This is a genomic window from Halarchaeum sp. CBA1220 (genome assembly GCF_003721175.2).
In the GTDB taxonomy this organism is placed as follows: Archaea; Halobacteriota; Halobacteria; order Halobacteriales; family Halobacteriaceae; genus Halarchaeum; species Halarchaeum grantii.
Genome location: NZ_CP054707.1, coordinates 1136070 through 1156289, shown reverse-complemented (window position 1 = coordinate 1156289; position 20220 = coordinate 1136070). Strand labels below are relative to the sequence as shown.

Genomic DNA, 20220 nt, shown 5'->3' with positions numbered 1-20220 from the left:
CTCGCCGTCGTCGGGCGCGTTCGGACCTTCGTCAAGCCTAAGCGCCCGCGCGTCGAATCCCCGCCAAATGAGCACGCAGGCCGCCACGGAGGACCTCGCCGCCGTCATCGGGCTCGAGGTCCACGTGCAACTCGAGACGGACACCAAGATCTTCTGCGGGTGTTCGACGGACACGGCGGGCGCGGAGCCGAACACGCACACCTGCCCGACGTGCCTCGGGCTCCCGGGCGCGCTCCCCGTCCTCAACGAGGGCGCCGTCGAGGCCGCCGTCCGCCTCGGCAAAGCACTCCACGCCGACATCCCCGAGCGCACGCGCTTCCACCGGAAGAACTACTTCTACCCCGACCTCCCGAAGGGCTTCCAGCTCACCCAGTACGACGCCCCCATCTGTCAGGACGGCGAACTCGAGGTGCGCGTCGCGGACGAGCGCCGCGACATCGGCATCACGCGCGCGCACCTCGAGGAGGACCCGGGGAGCCTCCAGCACGTCGGCGGCGGCATCGACACCGCCGACTACACCAAGGTCGACTACAACCGCGCGGGCACGCCGCTCGTCGAAATCGTCACCGAGCCCGACTTCCGCTCGCCCGACGAGACGCGGGCGTTCCTCGCGAAGCTCGAGGAGGTCCTCGAGTACCTCGGCATCTACGACAGCCAGCGCGACGGCAGCCTCCGCGTCGACGCGAACATCTCGATGGTGCCCGCGAGCGACCTCGAGGGCGGGGTCGAGGACGCCGTCCTCGCCGAGGCGAACCGCACCGAGGTGAAGAACATCTCGAGTCACAAGGGCGCCCAGCAGGCGCTCGCCTACGAGGTGACGCGCCAGCGCAACGCCATCCAGCGGGGCCGGGAGGTCGAGCAGGAGACGCGCCACTGGGACGAGTCCCGGGGCATCACGGTCTCGATGCGCACCAAGGAGGAGGAGAAGGACTACCGCTACTTCCGCGAGGCCGACCTCCCGCCGCTCGAGGTCTCGGACTGGAAGGCGGAGCTCGACATCCCCGAGCTCCCGGACGCCCGGCGCGAGCGCTTCCGCGAGGAGTACGGCCTCAGCGAGGAGGCGGCGAGCAAGCTCACCTCCACGAAGGAGGTCGCGGACTTCTTCGAGGAGATCGCCCGGGAGTACGACCCGAGTCTCGCGGCGACGTGGGTCGCGGACAACCTCCTCGGCGAGCTGAACTACCGGGACATGGCGATGACGGACCTCGAGGGGCGCTTCGACGAGTTCACGCGCCTCGTCGAGCTCGTCGCCGAGGACGAGATCACGGAGAAGAACGCGAGGGAAGTCGTCCTCCGCGAGATGCTCGACGACGGCGCGGCCCCGGACGAGGTCGTCGAGGCCGAGGACCTCGGGAAGACGGGCGCGGGCGAGGTGCAGGCCGCCGTCGAGGAGGCCATCGCGGAGAACCCGGACGCCGTCGCGGACTACGAGGGCGGCGACGAGGGCGCGCTCAACTTCCTCGTCGGGCAGGTGATGCAGAAGACGGGCGGGAGCGCCGACCCCGGGCAGGTGAACGGCCTCCTGCGCGAGGAGCTGGACGCCTAACGCCCGACGCGAAGACGGGGCGGCCTACTCCGTCGGCGTCTCGAAGTACCGGCCGCCGAGGACGTAGTCGACGCCGAACGCGACGAGCGCGAGGCCGGTGAGTCCGAAGAGCGCCTGAAAGAGGAGGCTCGACTCGCTCGCCGCCGAGAGGCCCATCGAGACGCCGAGCCCGACGTGGCCGACGCCGACGAGGCGGAGCGCGCCGACGCGCTCGCGGAGCGGGTTCCCGAAGCCGCCGAGGAGTTCGAAGACGCCGGCGACGACGAAGACGACGAGCTGGAGGCCGGTGAGGCTGTCGAGCGGCGGGGCGCCGAACGCCACGAAGAAGAGCGCGGCGAGGACGAGCAGGAACGCGCCGAGGTAGCCGAAGCGACGGAACGTGAATGCCATATCCTCGCTCGGAGGGCCAGCCCCAAGTAGTTCACCTCCTGCGGGCGCGCACGCGAGGCGCCGCGCGGGTCGCGCGGGTACGCACCCGACGCCCGCACAGACGCTCACGCGCACGAAAACGACCGTTTCGGCCCCGAAAGCTTTAGAACGGCGTCCGGCCTATCGTGGAGTAACGACCGCCGCGAGGCGGACCATCCGACCGTGGAACTCATCATCACCGAGAAGGACAACGCCGCCCGGCGCATCGCCGATATCCTCAGCGGGGGCGGCGCGTCCACCGAGCGGAGCGGGGGCGTCAACGTCTACGAGTGGGGAGGACGGCGCTGTATCGGCCTCTCCGGACACGTCGTGGGCGTGGACTTCCCCCCGGAGTACAGCGACTGGCGCGACGTCGAGCCCGCCGAGCTCGCGCACGCGCCGGTGACGAAGACGCCGACCCAGGAGTCCATCGTGAACGTCCTCAAGCGTCTCGCGGCGGACGCGGACTCGGCGGTCATCGCGACCGACTACGACCGCGAGGGCGAACTCATCGGGAAGGAGGCCTACGAGCTCGTCCGGGAGGCGAACGACGACGCCCCGATCTCGCGCGTGCGCTTCTCCTCGATCACGGAGAACGAGGTGAAGTCCGCGTTCGCGGACCCTGACGACCTCGACTTCGACCTCGCGGCCGCCGGGGAGGCCCGACAGATCGTCGACCTCATCTGGGGGGCGGCGCTCACGCGCTTCCTCTCGCTCTCCGCGCGACAGGTCGGCGACGACTTCATCTCCGTCGGGAGGGTGCAGTCGCCGACCCTGAAGCTCATCGTGGACAAGGAACGCGAGATCGAGGCGTTCGACCCCGAGGACTACTGGGAGCTCTTCGCGGACCTCACGAAGGAGGGGACGGCGTTCGAGGCGCAGTACTTCTACCTCGACGAGGAGGACACCGAGGCCGAGCGCGTCTGGGACGAGGGCGACGCGGAGGCGGCGTTCGCGACGCTGCGCGAGGCCGCGAGCGCGGTCGTCGAGTCCGTGCGGCGGCGCACGCGGACGGACGACCCGCCCGCGCCGTTCAACACGACGCAGTTCATCCGCGCCGCCGGCTCGCTGGGGTACGGCGCGGGGCGTGCGATGAGCATCGCGGAGGACCTCTACACGGCGGGCTACATCACCTACCCCCGGACGGACAACACCGTCTACCCCGAGGACCTCGACCCGGCCGAGCTACTGGACGCGCTCTCCGCGCAGCGCGACTTCGCCGACTCGGTGTCGCTCCTGCAGGAGCTCGACGAGCTGGAGGCGACGCGCGGCGACGAGGAGACGACGGACCACCCGCCGATTCACCCGACGGCCGACCTCCCGAGCAAAAGCGACCTCTCGGAGGACGAGTGGGAGCTCTACGAACTCGTCGTGCGGCGCTTCTTCGCGACGCTCGCCGAGCCCGCCGAGTGGGAGCACCTGCGCGTCGTCGCAGCTGCCGACGACGCGAACCTGAAGGCGAACGGTCGGCGGTTGCTCGAGGAGGGGTACCACGCCGTCTACCCCTACTTCAGCGCGGACGAGAACCACGTCCCGGACGTCGAGGAGGGCGAGGAACTCGCCGTCTCCGACCCCCGGCTGGAGGCGAAGCAGACCCAGCCGCCACGGAGGTACGGCCAGTCGCGACTCATCGAGACCATGGAGTCGCTGGGGGTGGGGACGAAGTCGACGAGGCACAACACCATCGAGAAGCTCTACGACCGGGGCTACATCGAGAACGACCCGCCGCGCCCGACGCGACTGGCGATGGCGGTCGTGGAGGCGGCGGAGGAGTACGCGGACCTCGTCGTCTCCGAGGAGATGACCGCCGACCTCGAGGCGGACATGACGGCCATCGCCGAGGGCGAGAAGACGCTCGAGGAGGTGACCGAGGAGTCGCGGGAGATACTCGAGCGCATCTTCGAGGAGCTGGGCGAGTCCCGCGAGGAGATCGGCGAGCACCTGCGCGAGTCGCTGAAGGCGGACAAGCGCCTCGGGCCGTGCCCCGACTGCGGCGAGGACCTGCTCGTCAGGCGGAGCCGGCAGGGGTCGTACTTCGTGGGCTGTGACGGCTATCCGGAGTGTCGCTTCACGCTCCCGCTCCCCTCGACGGGCGAGCCGGTCGTCCTCGACTCGGAGTGCGAGGAGCACGGGCTCAACGAGGTGAAGATGCTCGCGGGGCGGAGCACGTTCGTCCACGGCTGTCCGCTCTGCGCGGCCGAGGAGGCCGCCGAGACGGAGGACCGCGTCATCGGGCCGTGCCCCGAGTGTGGGGACGCGCACGGCGGCGAGCTCGCGATCCGCAAGCTCCAGTCGGGCTCGCGGCTCGTCGGCTGTACGCGCTATCCGGACTGCGAGTACTCGCTCCCGCTCCCGCGACGGGGCGACATCGAGATAACGGACGACCACTGCGAGGAGCACGACCTCCCGGAGCTAATCGTCCACGACGAGGGCAGCGAGGAGCCGTGGGAGCTCGGCTGTCCGATCTGTAACTACGAGGAGTACCGCGCCCGGCAGGGCCTCGACGACATCGAGGGCATCGGCTCGAAGACGAAGGAGAAGCTCTCGGCGGCGGGCGTGGAGAGTCTCGAGGACCTCCGCGAGGCGGACGCCGAAGCGGTCGCGGCTGACGTCGAGGGCGTCAGCGCGGAGCGCGTCCGCGACTGGCAGGCGAAGGCGGACTGAGAAGCGCGGGTATGCGGCCGTCGGCGCGATTCGCGCCGACGACACCATGGTAGGACTGGAAGGGAAGCAATCGGGCGTCGCGTGACGCCCGGCGCAGGGTGCGAGGCTGCACACTGTGTCGTGTCTGTGGGTTCGTGTTCGGTGGTCACCTCCGAGCCGCAGTCGGTCTCGTCCTCGCGTGGATGGAGGACGGCTGTTCGTCGTCGGTGTGACGAGTCCCCGGGTGGGAGAGCGTGATCGTTTTTATATGTTCACCTCTACACTCGCTTCTTCCCGCTCGATTCGACGTTGAGGGAGCCACACGCTGGGCAGTTGTCCCGCTGCACGTCATAGCCCTGACCGCAGAGCTCGCACTCGAACGGGTGATCCGTCGGGTCGGACAGGAACTTCGTCGTGATGCGGGTGAGCGTGGGCATCGTCCTACGCATGGTACATTGTACCACAGCACTAAATAACTATCGGCGGTCGTCGCGATATGGTTCCTATTTCCACTCATTCGTCACACCTAATCGCACTATATAGCGATACACCCACAGAAATACCCGACTATATCCGCTATCCGGGAAATCCCCTTCCGGCGTCGAGGGAGCGAGCCGTGCGCTTAAGCACGGTGCGGCCCAACTCCGTGGCGATGCGACTCGACGACTACGTCGAGGGGCTGAAGCCCGACGAGGAGTACGAGCGCCGGAAACTCGCCGAGGAGAAGTCCTACGCGATCACGGACTACCTCGACGACGCGCGCGCCTCCTTCGAGGCCGTCCAGCAGGGCGACTCGATCTACGGCGCCACCGCGCCCTCCGTCTTCGTCGGGCGCTCGTCCTACCCGAACGTCTCCGCGGGCATTCTCTCCCCGGTCGAGTCGAAGGACGACGCCGAGGCGTACGCGACGAGCGGCGCGTGGTACGAACGCGGTCTCGGCATCGACAACGTCCTCCAGTACCGCACTGGGTTACTGAACTCACAGCGCTCGGCGTCCGTGAACGTCGAGGACGTCTGGGACGGCTTCGTCGGCACACAGCGCGAGGTCGCCATCGCCGACCGCCCCGTCGACGTCGAAATCGGCCTCTCCTCGACGCCCGAGTTCGACCCCGAGGCGTACGCCCAGCCGAGCGCGAACGCCCCGAGCGGCCCGAGCGCGAGCGCGGAGTCCGCCGACCTCACCGAGAACCCCCACGTCCCCCGGCAGGTCGAGAAGACCCTCGAGGACGACGACTGGAACGCGCAGGGCGCGATGACCTACCTCTACACGCACGGCCTCGACGTCTACGACGTCAATCGCGTGCTCTCCGTCGGCGCGCTCGGGCAGGGCGAGAATCGGAGGCTGGTGCCGACGCGCTGGTCGATCACCGCCGTCGACGACACGGTCGGGCAGTTCCTCCGGGGACAGATCCGCGACGCGCCGAGCGTGAACGGCGTCGAGGTCCGGCTGAACGAGTACATGGGGAACCGCTACTGGGTCGTGCTCGCGCCCGGCACGTGGGAGTTCGAGCTCGTCGAGATGAAGTCGCCGGGGAGCGTCTGGAACCCCGACCCGGCGGGGGACGTCTGGATGGCGGCGGCGAGCGAGGGCTACGAGGGGCGCTCGGGCTACGTCGAGGAGACGGCGGGCGCCTACTACGCGGCACGCCTCGGCGTCCTCGAGCACCTGGCGGAGCGGGGCCGGCAGGCGAAGGCGCTCGTCCTCCGCGAGGTGAGCGACGACTACTGGGCGCCCGTCGGCGTCTGGCAGGTACGCGAGAGCGTGCGCCACGCCTTCGAGCGCGAGCACGCGGGCGCAGAGACGCTCCACGCGGCCGTTCGGGACCTCTCGGAACACCTCCCGGTGAGCCTCGCGGAACTCCGGCGGAAGTCGACGATGGTCGCCGGCCTCCAGACGTCGCTCTCGGACTGGACGGCCTGAGTCAGAGCCCTTCGATACCGCGGAGTTTCTGCTCGACCTCCGGCGGCGCACCGCTCGGCGCGTCCCGGACGCGGTGGTCGGGGATGAGGAGCGGCGCGGGGTTCTCGGAGAGCGCGGTGCGCACGAGCTGGCGGTCCTCGTCGGCGTCGAGGCCGGGCGTCATGCGCGCGAGCGCTTCCACGCCGACCTGCTCCCCGTAGTCGATTTCGCGCACCTTCTCGAGGACGGCGCGCTGGTCGGTCGGGAGCGTGAGGCCGACGGGGACGTCCTCGAAGTCGTCCTCGACGCCTTCGAGGTAGGCGTCGATGCGCTCGAAGAGCGGATGGTCGCTCGCGGCGTCCTCGTCGGGGTCCTTCGGGAAACTGACGCTGATGACGCGGTCGCCGGCGACGCCGAGTTGCACGTAGCGTTCGAGATACGTCGACTCCGTCGCGTAGATGCCGGCGTCCATGTCCTACTCCTCGGACACGTCGGACTTGAAGGTTCGTGGTCGGCAGGTCTCAGGGAAACATTCTTGTACAGATAAGTCCATTATTGTACAACGATGAACGATACACTCGCACCGCAGGTGCGCTCCATCCTGCGGGCGGCGCGCGAGCGCGACGTCGGGGCCGACGGCCGCGTGTCGGTCTCTCCCCGGTCGCTCTCGGCGGCGTTCGCGGACGCCGAGGACGACGGCCGCGTCCCGGTTATCGCCGAGGTGAAGCCGACGAGTCCGACCACCGAGGGCGAGCGCCGCGACGACCCCGTCGAGCTCGCCGAGGGGATGGTCGCGGGCGGCGCCGCCGCCCTCTCCGTGCTCACCGAACCCGAGCACTTCGGCGGCTCCACGGAGAACCTCGAACGCGTCCGCGATGCCGTGGACGTCCCCGTCCTCCGCAAGGACTTCGTCGTGCGCGAGGAACAACTCGACGCCGTCGCGGCCGACGTCGTCCTCCTCATCGCGCGCTTCGTCGGCGACGACCTCGCCGACCTCAAGCGGGCCGCCGAAGAGCGCGGCTTCCAGGTGCTCGTCGAGGTCCACGACCGCGACGAACTCGAGCGCGCGCTCGATGTCGGCGCGGAGTACGTCGGCGTGAACAACCGCGACCTCGCGAAACTGGAGGTCGACCTCGAAACGTTCGAGAGGGTGGCGCCCCACGCATCAGGGGACGTGACACTCATCGCGGAGAGCGGCGTCTCCACGCCAGCGGACGTCCGACGGATGCGCGAGGCCGGCGCGGACGGCCTCCTCGTCGGCTCGGCCATCATGGACGGGGACGTCACCGAGAACACCGAGGCACTGACGCGCGCCGAATCGGAGGGGTCGGCGTGAGCTCCACGGACGACGCCGGCAAGTTCGGCGACTACGGCGGCCAGTACGTCCCCGAGGTCCTCATGCCCGCCGTCGAGGAGCTCGAGGACGCCTACGAGCGCTACGTCCTCGACAACGAGGACGGCTTCATGGACGACTTCCGCGCGCGCCTCCGGGACTTCGGCGGGCGCCCCACGCCGCTCGGGCGGGCGGACAACCTCTCTGCTAGGTACGGCGTCGACGTCTACCTCAAACGCGAGGACCTCCTCCACGGCGGCGCGCACAAGCTGAACAACGCGCTCGGGCAGGTCCTCCTCGCGAAGTACATGGGCAAAGAGCGCATCATCGCGGAGACCGGCGCCGGCCAGCACGGCACCGCGACGGCGATGGCGGCCGCCTACCTCGACATGCCCTGCGAGATCTACATGGGCCGCACCGACATCAACCGCCAGCGCCCGAACGTCTTCCGCATGCGCACGCACGGCGCCGAGGTCAACCCCGTCGACGTCGGTTCTGGAACCCTGAAGGAGGCGACGAACGAGGCGATGCGCGACTGGGCGACCACCGTCGAGACCACTCACTACGTCATCGGCTCCGTCGTCGGCCCGCACCCGTTCCCGACGATGGTGCGCGACTTCCAGTCCGTCATCGGCGAGGAGGCGCGCCGGCAGTCCGAAGAGCAACTCGGTCGCCTCCCCGAGGCCGTCATCGCCTGCGCGGGCGGCGGGTCGAACACGATGGGCGCGTTCCACGCGTTCGTCGGCGACGACGACGTCGCCCTCTACGCCGTCGAAGCCGGCGGCTCCGGCCTCGGCGTCGAGGAGGACGAGGAGTACGCGCCGAACTCCGCGAGCCTCGGCACCGGGTCCGTCGGCGTGCTCCACGGCGCGAAGACGAAGCTCCTGCAGACGGGCGAGGGCCAGATCGTCGAGTCCCACTCCGTCTCCGCCGGCCTCGACTACGCCGGCGTGGGCCCCGAGCTCGCCAACCTCGTCGACGAGGGCAGGGTGACGCCCGTGAACGTCGACGACGACGCGGCGCTCGCGGCGTTCCATCGCCTCTCGCGCGAGGAGGGCATCATCCCCGCGCTCGAGTCGAGTCACGCCGTCGCCTACCTCGAACAGTACGACGGCGACGGCCCCGTCGTCGTGAACGTCTCCGGGCGCGGCGACAAGGACCTCGACACCGTCATCGAGGAGTCCGCCGAGCGCGACCTGCCCGAGGCCCCCGACATGGAGGTGTTCCGCTCGTGAGCGCGGACGACGTCACCGCCGCGTTCGCCGGCGAACCCGCGCTCGTCCCCTACGTCGTCGCGGGCGACCCGAGCCCCGAGGCCACCGAGGCGTACGTCGAGGCGCTCGTCGAGGGCGGCGCGGACGTCATCGAGCTCGGCCTCCCCTTCTCCGAGCCCATCGCGGACGGCCCGACCATCCAGGAGGCCATCCGGCGCGCGCTCGACGCCGGGATGACGCCCGCGAAATACCTCGACCTCGTGCGCGACCTCGACGTGGACGTCCCCATCGTCTGCATGACCTACTACAACCTCCTCCTCCAGTACGGCGACGGGAACGAGGTGGAGTCGTTCGTCCGCGACGCCGCCGAGGCGGGCGTCTCGGGGCTCATCATCCCCGACCTGCCCGTCGAGGAGTCGGGCGAGCTCGAGGCCGCCTGCGAGAAACACGACGTCGCGCTCGTCTTCATCGTCGCGCCGACCACGACCGCCGAGCGCGTCGAGCGCATCCTCGAGCGCGCGTCCGGCTTCGTCTACGTGCAGGCGCGCATGGGGACGACGGGCGCGCGCACCGACGTCTCCGAGGACACCTACGCGAGCCTCGAGCGCCTTCCCGACGGCGAGTTGCCGTACGCGGTCGGCTTCGGCGTGAGCGAGCGCGAGCACGCGAGAGCCATCGTCGAGGGCGGCGCGGACGGCGTCGTCGCCGGGAGCGTCTTCGTCGACCGCATCGCCGAGGCCGAGCGCGTCGCCGACGCGGCGGACGCGCTCCGCGAGAAGGCCGCCGAGCTGAAGGCGGGCATCCGCGACGCCGACCGCGACGGAACACCCAAACCGGAAACCACAAAGTAACCCCTACGGTACCACGTACCACTCACTATGAATGCGGGCACACGGGCGCGACTCGAACGCATCGGCACCGACGGCAACTACCTCACGGTCCCCATGGACCACGGGGTCACCCTCGGCCCCGTGAAGGGGCTGAAGGACATCGAGTCCACCATCGACGCGGTGACGCGCGGCGGCGCGGACGCCGTCCTCACCCAGAAGGGCATCGCGGGACGCGTCCACCCGAACAAGAACGACGCCGGCTACATCGTCCACCTGAACGGCTCCACCGTCATCGGCCCCGACGAGAACGACAAGCGGATGACCGGGAGCGTCGAGGAGGCCGTCCGCGTCGGCGCGGACGCCGTCAGCTTCCACATCAACGTCGGGAGCGACCACGAACCCGACCAGCTCACGATGCTCTCGGAGGTCACGAAGGAGGCCGAGCGCTACGGGCTACCGGTGCTCGCGATGGCGTACGCGCGCGGCCCCGGCGTCGACGAGCAGGACGCCGAGTCGCTCGGCCACGCCGTCCGCCTCGCCGAGGAGCTCGGCGCGGACGTCGTGAAGACCGCCTACTCGGGCGACGCCGAGAGCTTCGCGCACGTCACCGAATCCACCGCGAAACCCGTCATCATCGCGGGCGGCAGTCCCGAGGGCGACCGGACGACGCTCGCGAACGTCCGCGGCGCGATGGACGCCGGTGGCGCCGGCGTCTCGATGGGGCGCTCCATCTTCCAGCACGACGACCCCGAGGCCATCGCGACGGCCGTCTCCGCCGTCGTCCACGACGACGCGAGCGTCGACGACGCCCTCGAACGGGCCGGACTCGACGCCTGAAGGACCGCCGCCCTTCTCCCTCGACTGCGGTATTCGCCACGTTCAAGCCGTCGCGTACTGAGGTGCAACTAATGACACGCGAAGTCTGGCTGAAGGCCGACGACTCCGTCGGCGACTGGGAGTCGCGCAAGCGACGCATCACCGCCGGCCTCGAAGCCGGCGTCGACTGGGTGCTCGTCGACGAAGCGGACGTCGCGCGCGTCCGCGAGCTCGGGCAGGTGAACGTCGCCGCGTTCACCAGCGACGACGTCGACGTCATCGGCGAGGCCGAGGAAGAGACCGCCGAACCGGACGCGTACGTCGTCGGGAAGGGCGGCGAGGGCGACGGCACCGTCGACCTCCCCGCCGACTTCTCCGGGAGCGCGGACCTCACGACGCTCCGCCGGACCGACGACGTGCGCGGCGCCTACGTCCGCATCCTCGGGAAGGAGTACGAGTCGTTCGCGGAAACCGCCGCGAACGACGCCGACTACACGTTCATCGTCGGCGAGGACTGGACGATCATCCCCCTCGAGAACCTCATCGCGCGCATCGGCGACGAGACCACCATCGTCGCCGGCGTCACAACCGCCGAGGAGGCCGACACCGCCTTCGAGACGCTCGACATCGGCGCGGACGCCGTCCTCCTCGACACCGACGACACCGACGAGATCCGCCGCACCGTCCGTGTGCGCGACCGCGCGGAGCGCGAGACGCTCGACCTCGAGTGGGCGGAGGTCGTCGAAATCGAGGAAGCGGGCGCCGCCGACCGCGTCTGCGTCGACACGGGCTCGCTCATGGACGACGACGAGGGGATGCTCGTCGGGTCGATGTCCCGAGGGCTCTTCTTCGTCTACGCGGAGACCGCCGAGTCGCCGTACGTCGCCTCCCGGCCGTTCCGCGTGAACGCCGGCGCCGTCCACGCCTACGTCCGCACGCCCGGTGGCGGCACGAAGTACCTCGCGGAGGTCGAGAGCGGCGACGAGGTGCAGATCGTCGACACCGAGGGTCACACCCGGGAGGCCGTCGTCGGGCGCGCGAAGATCGAGCGCCGCCCGATGTTCCGCGTCACCGTCGAGACCGACGCGGGCGACCGCTTCGACACACTCATCCAGAACGCCGAGACCATCAAGGTCGAGACCGCCGACGGGCGCACCCCCATCACCGAGGTCGAGCCCGGCGACGAGCTGAAGGTCTTCACGCAGGAGGGCGGCCGGCACTTCGGCGAGAAGGTCGAAGAACGCATCATCGAGAAGTAGCCACGGAGCGTTCCCGCGCGTCAGCGCCGACGCTAGGGTTCGTGTTCCGCGCGGATCGCCGTGTGGACCGCTATCTCCGCTATCTCCGCGCCGCACTCGGCGGTGCGTTCGACGCCGTCGAGGAGACCGGCGAGCGCGCGCACGTCCGCTCGCGCGCCCGTCTCGCCGTCGTGAACCGCGTGTCGAGCGTCGGCCGCGCGCGCCGCCACGTTCTCGGCGTCGTCGAGGATGTCGCTCGCGTCGGCGAGCGTCGCGTCGTTCAGCACGGCGGTGGTCGCGCGCTCGATGACGTCGCGCGCGGCTTCGGCGAGCGCGTCCACCTCGTCGGCGAACGCCTCCGGAACCGGATGCTCGACGCGCTCCAGTTCCGCGATGACGGAGCGCACGTGCGAGACGACCGACGTGAGCTGGCGCGCCGTCAAGTAGTACGCGAAGAGGTCGAGGCGGCTCACCCCGAGCGCGTCGACCTCCTTCAGGCTCGCGAGCGCGCGCGTGAAGTGGTGCGTGACCAGCCCGAAGAAGCGGTCCACGTCGCCCTCGCGCTGGTGGAGGCCCTCGCGACGCTCGCCGACGCCCGCGCCGATGTCGGTCGTGGCGGTGCGGTGGATGGCGAGCGTGAGGAATCGCAGTTGGCCGACCGCCTGGCGCATCGAGACCTCGCCGGAGTCGAGGAAGTTCCGCATCGCGATCTCCTGCTCGGTCGCGTCGAGCAGTTCGGCGCCGGCGAGCGTGCTCGCGACGGAGCGGGCGGCGCGGTGGTGGTCGTCCGCGAACGCCTCGGTCGTGGTGAGCGTCACGTCCGTGAAGCCGGCCGTGTAGGCGGCGTGCAGGACGCGCTCGACGTCGCCGGGGTCGTCGGCGGAGACGTCGAGCGTCACCGACTCGATTGGCTCCTCGTCGCGACGCGAGCTCCGGACGACGAGCGTCCCGTCGTCGTGCGTGTAGACGTGGACCGGCGCGCCGGCTTCGAGGTGGTGGTCGGTCGCCCACTCCTTCGGTATCGACACCGTGTAGGTCCCGCCACCGACCTTCTGGAGTTTGCGCGTCTCCATCAGTAGATGAGTGCGGGGTCGTTCTCGGTCATGTAGAGGGTGCGCGCGGCGATGTTCACGGCGTGGTCGCCGACGCGCTCGAGGTCGCGCACCGTCAGGAGCATCCGGGAGACGTCGTCCATCAGGCGCTCGACCGCCCACGCGTCCTCGCCGGCCTCGTGTTCGATGAGGTCGCGGACGACGCGCTCGTTCGCGCGCTGGCAGTGCGCGTCGAGTTCGTCGTCGCGCTCGGCGATGGCGTAGCAGGCGTCCGTGTCCGCGCCGGCGTACGCGTCGAGCGCGTCCGCGACCATCTCGCGGGCGTCCGTGCCGATAGCCGCGACGTCGACGTCCAGCGGCGTCTCGTCGGTCGTGGCGAGCGCGTACTCGCCGAGGTTGACGGCGAGGTCGCCGACGCGCTCGAGGTCGGTGATTATCTTGAACGACGCCGCGACGAATCGGAGGTCGCCGGCGACGGGTTGTTGGAGGGCGAACAGGTCGATGCACTCCCGCTCGAGTTCGAGGTAGCGGTCGTTGATGGCGTCGTCGCCCGCGATGACCGCGTGCGCGAGGTCGTCGTCGCCCGCCTCGAGCGCGTCGAGGCCGTCGTCGAGTTGGGAGAGGACGTCGCGGCCCATCGCCTCGACGTCGGCCTCCAGGTCCTCGAGCGACGACTGATATTCTTCTCGTGGCATCGAATCACCCGAACTTGCCGGTGATGTAGTCTTCGACGCGCTGGCTGCGTGGGTTTTCGAAGATTTGGTCGGTGTCGCCGTACTCGACGAGTTCGCCGCCGGTGAGGAAGACGGCGGTTTGGTCGCTGATGCGGGCGGCCTGCTGCATGTTGTGGGTGACGATGACGACGGTGTAATCCTCGGCGAGGTCCTCGACGAGGTCTTCGATTTTGGAGGTGGCGATGGGGTCGAGGGCGCTGGCGGGTTCGTCCATGAGGATGACGTCGGGGTCGACGGCGAGCGCGCGTGCGATGCAGAGGCGCTGTTGTTGCCCGCCAGAGAGCCCGAGCGCGTTGTCGTCCAGCCGATCGCTCACCTCCTCCCACAGCGCCGCCCCACGCAGGCATCGCTCCACGAGTTCGGCTTCGCGGTCGGCGTCGTCGCGGCCGAGGAGGCGCGCGAGGAACCCCTTCTCGATGTCGCCGTGCTTGCGCGGGCCGTAGGCGACGTTGTCGCGGATGGACTTCGGGAACGGGTTCGGCGACTGGAACACCTGCCCGATGCGCTTGCGCAGTTCGACGAGGTTCGTGTTCGGGTCGTAGACCTCGTCGTCGTCGAGGCGGACGGACCCCTCGACGCGGGCGGCCTTGATGCGGTCGTTCATGCGGTTGAGACAGCGGAGGAAGGTGGACTTCCCACAGCCGGAGGGGCCGATGAGTGCGGTCACGGAGTTTTCGGGGATGTCCATGGAGATGTCGGTGAGCGCGTGGTCGTCACCGTACCAGACGTTCAGGTCCTCGACGGTGAACTTCGCCTCACCCTCGAAGTCATACTCCGTCCACTCCGGGTCCACTTCCTCGACGCTCTCGCCGTCAGTCGTCTGGCTGGCCGTCTCGATGCCGGTGCTCGCGTCGCTGTCGTGTTCGCTGATGGCGTTAGTCATGGCTGATCTTCCTCCGGAAGTACGTTCGCGCACTGATGCCGACGGCGTAGAACGTCAGGACGACCGCGAGGAGGACGAACGCGGTCGCCCACCCCATCGAGGGGGAGCCGCTGACGCCCGCCGCGATGACCGCCCAGACCTGCGTCGGTAGGGAGGCCGAGGCGGAGACGAGCTGGTCGTTCACGATGAACGGCGGGCGGGTCACGAAGCGGAACCCGCCGAGGACGTCGACGGATTCGGTGGCGTTGAGCGTCGAGCCGAGGACGAGGATGAGGGGCGCGGTCTCGCCGGCGACGCGCCCGACGCCGAGGATGCCGCCGGTGATGACGCCGGGCATCGCGGCGGGGAGGACGACGCTCCGAATCGTCTGCCACCGGGTCGCGCCGAGCGCGGCGCTCGCGTCCCGGTACTCGTCCGGGACGGCCTTGATCGCCTCGCGGCTCGTGATGAGGACGAGCGGGAGGAGCATGAACCCGAGGACGAGCTGGCCGGCGAGCAGTGAGGTGTCGCCGCCGAGGCGCGGAATGAGGAACGCCGCGCCGAAGAGGCCGAAGACGACGCTCGGCGTGCTCCAGAGCGCGTTCGTCGCGACTTCGACGAGCGCGGTGAAGCGACCCTGTTCGGCGTACTCGGTGAGGAAGACGGCGGCGCCGACGCCCAGCGGCACCGCGAAGAGCGTCGAGCCGATGACGAGCCAGACGGTGCCGACGACCGCCGGCATGATGCCGCCGGGTTCCGCGCCGAGCGGGATGTACGCCTGCATCGTCATCGGCCACGAGAGCGTCCCGCCGGCGGCGACGGTGGCGCCGAGGACGCCGAAGGACGCGTCGGCGGTCCAGACGTGGAAGCCGGCGAGCGCGACGAAGCCGGCGGTGCCCGCGACACCGAGCGTCGTCTCGTCCGCGAGGACCGCGCGTTGAAGCGGGCCGATCCCGTCGGCGCGGCGACGCGCGAGCGCCGTCACGACCGCGACGCCCGCCGAGGCGAGCGCCGCGACGAACGCGACGGCGGGGAGGACGTCGACGGCGCCGAAGCTGGGTGCGATGCCGGCCGCCCACTCGAGAGCGAGCGCCGCCGTCAGGACGCCGAGGCCGCCGAAGACGCCGAGCGAGAGCAGTGGAGCGCGCTCCTGCGCGTGCGCGGCGAGCGTGCGTTCACCGCGGCCGGTGAGGAGGCCGACGAGCGCCCCGAGGAGGAGCGCGAGCGCCGCGAGCGCCGCGAGCGCGCCGAGTGCGACGCCGAGCGTCCCGACGAACGGGACGCCGGCGAGGGTCGGGCCGGCGAGCACGAACAGCGCCGCGACGAAGGCGAGCGCGGCGATGACGGTCGGAACGGCCGCGCGAGCGCGCTCGACGGTCGCGCTCGCGCTCCCGACGCCACGGAGCGAGCCGTAGCGCCGATAGAACGCCGCGAAGAGGACGAGCGCCACGAGCGCGAGGAGGAGCGAGCCGACCGAGAACTCGGGCGTGACGGTGACGGCGGTGTCGAGGACGCGCGACTCGCGGTTCACCTGCACCGTGTACGTGTACGCGTAGACGAGCGGGGTGCGGGTGAGGAGGACGGAGCAGAGGAGCGCGACGACGGCGCCGACGGCCGCGAGCGGGAGGACGCGGACGAGGGCGCGGGCGCCGTCGTGCCACGCCTCCGTCCCGGCGGGCGACCGGGCGGCGCCGACGGCGAGCACCATCGCGGGGAGGAGGACGACGAGCGCGGCGAGCGCGCTGATGGTGAAGCCGTGCAGGGCGTAGCCGACGCCCTTCAGCGTGACGAACACGACGACGGCGACCATCACGACGATCATCAGGAAGGCGTTGAGGTTGATGACGAGGAACGCGCCGAACTCGCGGCCCTGTGCGCCGAACCCCGCGCGGCACTTCGCGGCCGCCCACGCGGAGACGATGGCGCCGAAGACGACGAATATTGGGACGACCGCGCCGCCGGTGAACCCACCGGAGACCGCCTGCGGGTCCCACTGCCAGCCGACGCCGATCATCGCCGTCGCAATCGTCGCCCCGAGCGCGCCGACGAGGAGCGCCGGCGGAAGCGTCGAGCCGAGGTCCTCGCGCGGCGCGACGGTGAGGACGAGCAGGCCGACGGCCGCGAGGAGCGCGACGACCAGCCAGAGCGGCGTGTCGAAGCCGACGAGCGACCCGCCGACGGCGGCGCCGACGAGCAGGCCGAAGACGCCGAAGACGAGGCCGGCGAGGAGGCCCGCGCTCGAGTCCGGCGTGGTGGTGACGACGCCGGTGCGCGAGGCGACGCCGGCGACGAGAACGCCGGCGGCTTCGACGAGGAGGATGGCGCCGAGGATGACGGCGAGCGAGAGACCGGTGGCGGCCGCGATAGCGGTGAGTGTGAGCGCCGCGACGGCGACCGCGACCCCGATACCGCGAACGCGACGCGACCGGACGGGTGCGACGTTCGTCCACGAGGCGAGGGCGAGCGCGCCGACCGCGCCGACGACGACCGCCGCGAACGCCCCGAAGAACCGCGTGAGTGCCGCCCCGGTCGCGTCGAGTGCGACGAGCTCGACGAGCGCGCAGAGCGCGACCGTGAAGCTCACGACGCCGAGTGCGATGACGCCGTCAAGCCCCCGGTCGTAGACGCTCGAGGACTCGTCGACGAGCGCGGCCTCGGAGGCGTCGTGGGTCGCGCTCATTGGCTCCCCTCCAGGCGCTCCTTCATCCGCTGTTCGACGTAGCGCGAGACGACGCTCATGCTCGCGACGATGGCGAAGAGGAGGACGCCCGCGACGAACAGGACGTCGAGCGTGCTCTCGGAGGCGCTCCCGTACTGGGTGGCGATGAGGCTCGTCAGCGTCGCTCCCGCGTCGAAGACGTCGAAGAGCGGGTTCGCGAGGCCGACGCCGGCCGCCATGATCGCGGCGACCGCCATCGTCTCGCCGATTGCGCGGCCGAGCCCGAGGATGATGCCGGCCGAGATCCCCGAGAACGCCGCCGGGATGGAGATGCTCTTCATCGTCTGCCAGCGCGTCGCGCCCATCGCGATCGAGCCGTCACGCATCGACTCCGGGACGCTCGAGAGCGCGTCCTCGGCGACGGAGACAACCGTCGGGAGCGCCATCACGCCGACGACGATGCCCGCGATGAGGAAGCTCGCGCCGTCGTCGAGGAAGGACGTCTGGATGAAGCCGTTGAGGACCTGGAAGCCGATGAAGCCGTAGACGATGGAGGGGATGCCCGCGAGCACCTCGATCCCGGGCTTGACGACCTCGCGGACGCGCGGGCTCGCGATCTCCGCGATGAAGAGCGCGCCGAAGAGCCCGAGCGGGCCCGCGACCGCGCCCGCGATTATCGTCACGATCACCGTCGCCCAGATCGTCGGAACGAGCGAGTAGACGTCCGCGCTCGGGTTCCACGTCGAGTCGCTCGCCGGGAGGACGGCGTCGAGCCAGAAGAACCACCGCGTCTGGCCGTCCTCGACGGGGATGATGAGGAGGCCGGTGCCGTGCTCGACGAACGCGGGGAACGCGCTCGCGAACAGGAAGTAGGTGATGAAGCCGACCGTGAGCACGGTGGAGGCGGTGGCGACGAGCGTCAGCAGCCGCGCGACGGCGGCCTGGTGGGTGACCCACCCGATTGCGGTGACGGCCACGAACGCCCCGAGGACCGGGACGGCGTACGCGGGCACGAAGAGGAACACGACCGCCAGCGCCGCGAGCAGGACGCCCAGCGTCGCGACGAGAAGGTTCGCACCCGACCCGGCGTCCTCGCCGACCGCCAGTTTACGGAACGTCGTCTGTGCGTCTTCGAACATGTAGTGGTGTGTTAAATAGGATTGTCGCTGGTCGGTTGGACGGCGACGCGGTCTCGGAGAGTGCCCGCGACGCGCGCTCTAGACCTGGTCGGGGAGCTTCGCGCGCTCCTCCTCGAGGCGTCGCTCACCGAGCGTGAAGTAGTTGTTCGGCGCGACGAACGTGTCCTGGCCGAACTCGGAGAGGATCATGTTGATGAACGCGCCCTCCTTCTCGGAGGTGCCCTCCCACGTGTACATGTGGAGGTCACGCGAGAGCGGGTAGGACTTCGAGTCGAGGCCGTTCTGGTCGTCGCCGTAGGAGTACGTCGTGCCCTCCCACTCGAGCGCGATCGGCGTGACGCCCTCGGTGTCGAGGAAGGCGAGCGCGAGGTAGCTGATCGCGTTGTCCGCCTGGGCGACCGCCTGCGCGAGACGCTGGTTCTGCCCGTAGCGGTTCGCGACCGTCGTCTCCTCCTCGGGGTTCCCGTAGACGTTCGAGACGAAGGACGTCCGCGTCCCGGAGCCCTTGACGCGGCCGAGCACCTGAATCTCCCGGTCGGGGCCGCCGAGTTCGGACCAGTTCGTGATGCGACCCTTGTAGAGGTCCTTGAGCTGCTGGCCGGTGATCTTCGAGACGCCCGCCTCCGCGATCTCGCTGGAGACGACGAGCGGCTGGCCGTCCACGCCGACGACGTGGTCGATGAAGCTCTCGTAGGACTCCCGGTCCGGGAGCTCGTCCTGGACGTTCCCGCTGGAGTTCCCGATGTCGATCTGGCCGTTCATCACCTTCTCGACGCCCGTCCCGGAGTGGCTGAGCGCGACCGAAGCCGTGAACGGCGGGTCGCCGTTCTCCTTCGCTTCGAAGCCGTAGAGGCCCGCCCAGTAGTCCGCGAGCGCTTTCTCCGTGTCGATGTTGTACTCGCCGTGCGGCCAGTACTCCGTGTCGCTCGCCGGCCGGTTGGCGTTCCAGTAGGACGCCGCCGTGTTCGCGATCGGGTAGACGGTCGAGGACCCACCGGACTCGAGCGGGCTCACGCTCTGACTCGCGCTCGAACCGCCGCTCGTGGTCGTCTGCTCCGTCGTTCCGGACGACGTGGTCGTCGATTCACTCGAGTTCGATCCCCCACAGCCCGCGAGTGCCGCCGCCCCCGCAGCGCCCGATGTGACGAGGAAGTTACGCCGCGACACCAGACTCGACAAGTCATCTCCGTCGTGCGTCATCACCAGATACCACCCGGTTCTCTACTAAAGCGGTTTATAATAGGGGTACGAAGCGATCAGAACCGTCCCGACTGCAATAGCGTGCTCTGATCGTCTATTAGGGGACCCCACCTCTCTGGAGTGCTATATATTTCGGCGAGTGCGCGCGGCGCTCGTGGCCGCCACCTGCGGAAGAAGGGCGCCCCGAGGTGGGTCAGTTCGCGTCCTGCCCGCTCTCGCTCGGGTAGTGCCACTCGATCTCGGTCGTACACCACGGACAGAAGTCGAGCTCCGTGTCGAGGCTCCGCCCGCAGGCCGGACACGCCGGCTCCCCGTCGCGCGTCTGCGACGGCGTCGCCTCCCGAACGGCGAGCACGTAGGCGTCCACGACGTTACAGAGCCGGACGACGAGCACGCCGACCGCGGCCTCGAGCGGGACCGCAATCGACCCGAGCGCACCGAAGTTCCCGGCGACGATTGCCTGCTCGTAGGCGGCGAGCGTCGCGTCCGGAACGAGCACGTAGGAGGTCACGAGCGAGAGCGCGACCCAGCCGACCGCGCGGAGCCACGCACGGAGGTAGAGGTGGCCGACACCCGGATAGACGACCGAGAGGGCGGCAGCGACGACGCCCCTGCGATTGACACTCACGGATAGCTACCCATCGGG

At 69.9% G+C, this 20220-nt stretch carries 18 protein-coding genes; 8 read left to right on the top strand and 10 right to left on the bottom strand.

Features of this window, described 5'->3' with window-relative positions; genetic code table 11:
* Positions 1-67: 67 nt before the first annotated feature.
* Complete coding sequence (gatB, locus tag EFA46_RS06200) at positions 68-1546, top strand: Asp-tRNA(Asn)/Glu-tRNA(Gln) amidotransferase subunit GatB (protein ID WP_123074132.1); 1479 nt, start codon at positions 68-70, stop codon at positions 1544-1546.
* Between the two features lie 24 nt (positions 1547-1570).
* On the opposite strand, the gene EFA46_RS06195 is transcribed toward gatB, so the two are convergent.
* Positions 1571-1936, bottom strand: coding sequence for a hypothetical protein (locus tag EFA46_RS06195; protein WP_123074133.1), 366 nt, complete (start codon positions 1934-1936; stop codon positions 1571-1573).
* A 201-nt stretch (positions 1937-2137) separates the two neighbouring features.
* Between EFA46_RS06195 and EFA46_RS06190 the strand changes: the two genes are divergently transcribed.
* Complete coding sequence (locus EFA46_RS06190; RefSeq protein ID WP_123074134.1) at positions 2138-4618, top strand: DNA topoisomerase I; 2481 nt, start codon at positions 2138-2140, stop codon at positions 4616-4618.
* A gap of 257 nt (positions 4619-4875) precedes the next feature.
* Here EFA46_RS06190 and EFA46_RS06185 read toward each other — a convergent pair whose 3' ends face one another.
* Positions 4876-5046: a hypothetical protein gene (locus EFA46_RS06185; protein ID WP_158604235.1), complete on the bottom strand. Its 171-nt coding sequence runs from the start codon at positions 5044-5046 to the stop codon at positions 4876-4878.
* 203 nt (positions 5047-5249) lie between these two features.
* Between EFA46_RS06185 and nreA the strand changes: the two genes are divergently transcribed.
* Positions 5250-6518: a DNA repair protein NreA gene (gene nreA, locus EFA46_RS06180; protein WP_123074135.1), complete on the top strand. Its 1269-nt coding sequence runs from the start codon at positions 5250-5252 to the stop codon at positions 6516-6518.
* A 1-nt stretch (position 6519) separates the two neighbouring features.
* On the opposite strand, the gene EFA46_RS06175 is transcribed toward nreA, so the two are convergent.
* On the bottom strand, positions 6520-6969 hold the full coding sequence (locus EFA46_RS06175; protein ID WP_123074136.1) for an MGMT family protein: 450 nt from the start codon (positions 6967-6969) through the stop codon (positions 6520-6522).
* 93 nt (positions 6970-7062) lie between these two features.
* Between EFA46_RS06175 and trpC the strand changes: the two genes are divergently transcribed.
* The 5 genes from trpC (at position 7063) to EFA46_RS06150 (ending at position 11949) form a co-directional block, all read left to right on the top strand.
* Positions 7063-7833, top strand: coding sequence for an indole-3-glycerol phosphate synthase (trpC, locus tag EFA46_RS06170; protein WP_123074137.1), 771 nt, complete (start codon positions 7063-7065; stop codon positions 7831-7833).
* Positions 7830-9065 (top strand): tryptophan synthase subunit beta, encoded by a 1236-nt coding sequence (gene trpB, locus EFA46_RS06165; protein ID WP_123074138.1) that lies wholly within the window; start codon positions 7830-7832, stop codon positions 9063-9065. The genes trpC and trpB overlap by 4 nt, the downstream gene beginning before the upstream one ends.
* A complete protein-coding gene (gene trpA / locus EFA46_RS06160; RefSeq protein WP_123074139.1) occupies positions 9062-9895 on the top strand; it encodes a tryptophan synthase subunit alpha in 834 nt (277 codons plus the stop codon). The genes trpB and trpA overlap by 4 nt, the downstream gene beginning before the upstream one ends.
* 27 nt (positions 9896-9922) lie before the next feature.
* Complete coding sequence (locus EFA46_RS06155; protein ID WP_123074140.1) at positions 9923-10711, top strand: 2-amino-3,7-dideoxy-D-threo-hept-6-ulosonate synthase; 789 nt, start codon at positions 9923-9925, stop codon at positions 10709-10711.
* 71 nt (positions 10712-10782) lie between these two features.
* Positions 10783-11949: a 3-dehydroquinate synthase II gene (locus EFA46_RS06150; RefSeq protein ID WP_123074141.1), complete on the top strand. Its 1167-nt coding sequence runs from the start codon at positions 10783-10785 to the stop codon at positions 11947-11949.
* Between the two features lie 32 nt (positions 11950-11981).
* Here EFA46_RS06150 and EFA46_RS06145 read toward each other — a convergent pair whose 3' ends face one another.
* The 7 genes from EFA46_RS06145 to EFA46_RS06115 all read right to left on the bottom strand — a co-directional run bounded on the left by EFA46_RS06145 (position 11982) and on the right by EFA46_RS06115 (position 20202).
* The gene (locus EFA46_RS06145) at positions 11982-13001 is read right to left on the bottom strand and encodes an AbrB/MazE/SpoVT family DNA-binding domain-containing protein (RefSeq protein WP_123074142.1); all 1020 of its coding nucleotides are present in this window, start codon (positions 12999-13001) and stop codon (positions 11982-11984) included.
* Positions 13001-13675, bottom strand: coding sequence for a phosphate signaling complex protein PhoU (gene phoU, locus EFA46_RS06140; RefSeq protein ID WP_123074143.1), 675 nt, complete (start codon positions 13673-13675; stop codon positions 13001-13003). The genes EFA46_RS06145 and phoU overlap by 1 nt, the downstream gene beginning before the upstream one ends.
* Positions 13676-13679: 4 nt before the next feature.
* The gene (gene pstB, locus EFA46_RS06135) at positions 13680-14597 is read right to left on the bottom strand and encodes a phosphate ABC transporter ATP-binding protein PstB (protein ID WP_123074144.1); all 918 of its coding nucleotides are present in this window, start codon (positions 14595-14597) and stop codon (positions 13680-13682) included.
* On the bottom strand, positions 14590-17256 hold the full coding sequence (pstA, locus tag EFA46_RS06130) for a phosphate ABC transporter permease PstA (protein ID WP_123074145.1): 2667 nt from the start codon (positions 17254-17256) through the stop codon (positions 14590-14592). The genes pstB and pstA overlap by 8 nt, the downstream gene beginning before the upstream one ends.
* Positions 17253-18374, bottom strand: coding sequence for a phosphate ABC transporter permease subunit PstC (pstC, locus tag EFA46_RS06125; protein WP_123074146.1), 1122 nt, complete (start codon positions 18372-18374; stop codon positions 17253-17255). The genes pstA and pstC overlap by 4 nt, the downstream gene beginning before the upstream one ends.
* 78 nt (positions 18375-18452) lie before the next feature.
* Positions 18453-19574: a PstS family phosphate ABC transporter substrate-binding protein gene (locus EFA46_RS06120; RefSeq protein WP_123074147.1), complete on the bottom strand. Its 1122-nt coding sequence runs from the start codon at positions 19572-19574 to the stop codon at positions 18453-18455.
* Positions 19575-19767: 193 nt separating this feature from the next.
* Complete coding sequence (locus EFA46_RS06115) at positions 19768-20202, bottom strand: zinc ribbon domain-containing protein (RefSeq protein ID WP_123074148.1); 435 nt, start codon at positions 20200-20202, stop codon at positions 19768-19770.
* Positions 20203-20220 lie beyond the last annotated feature (18 nt).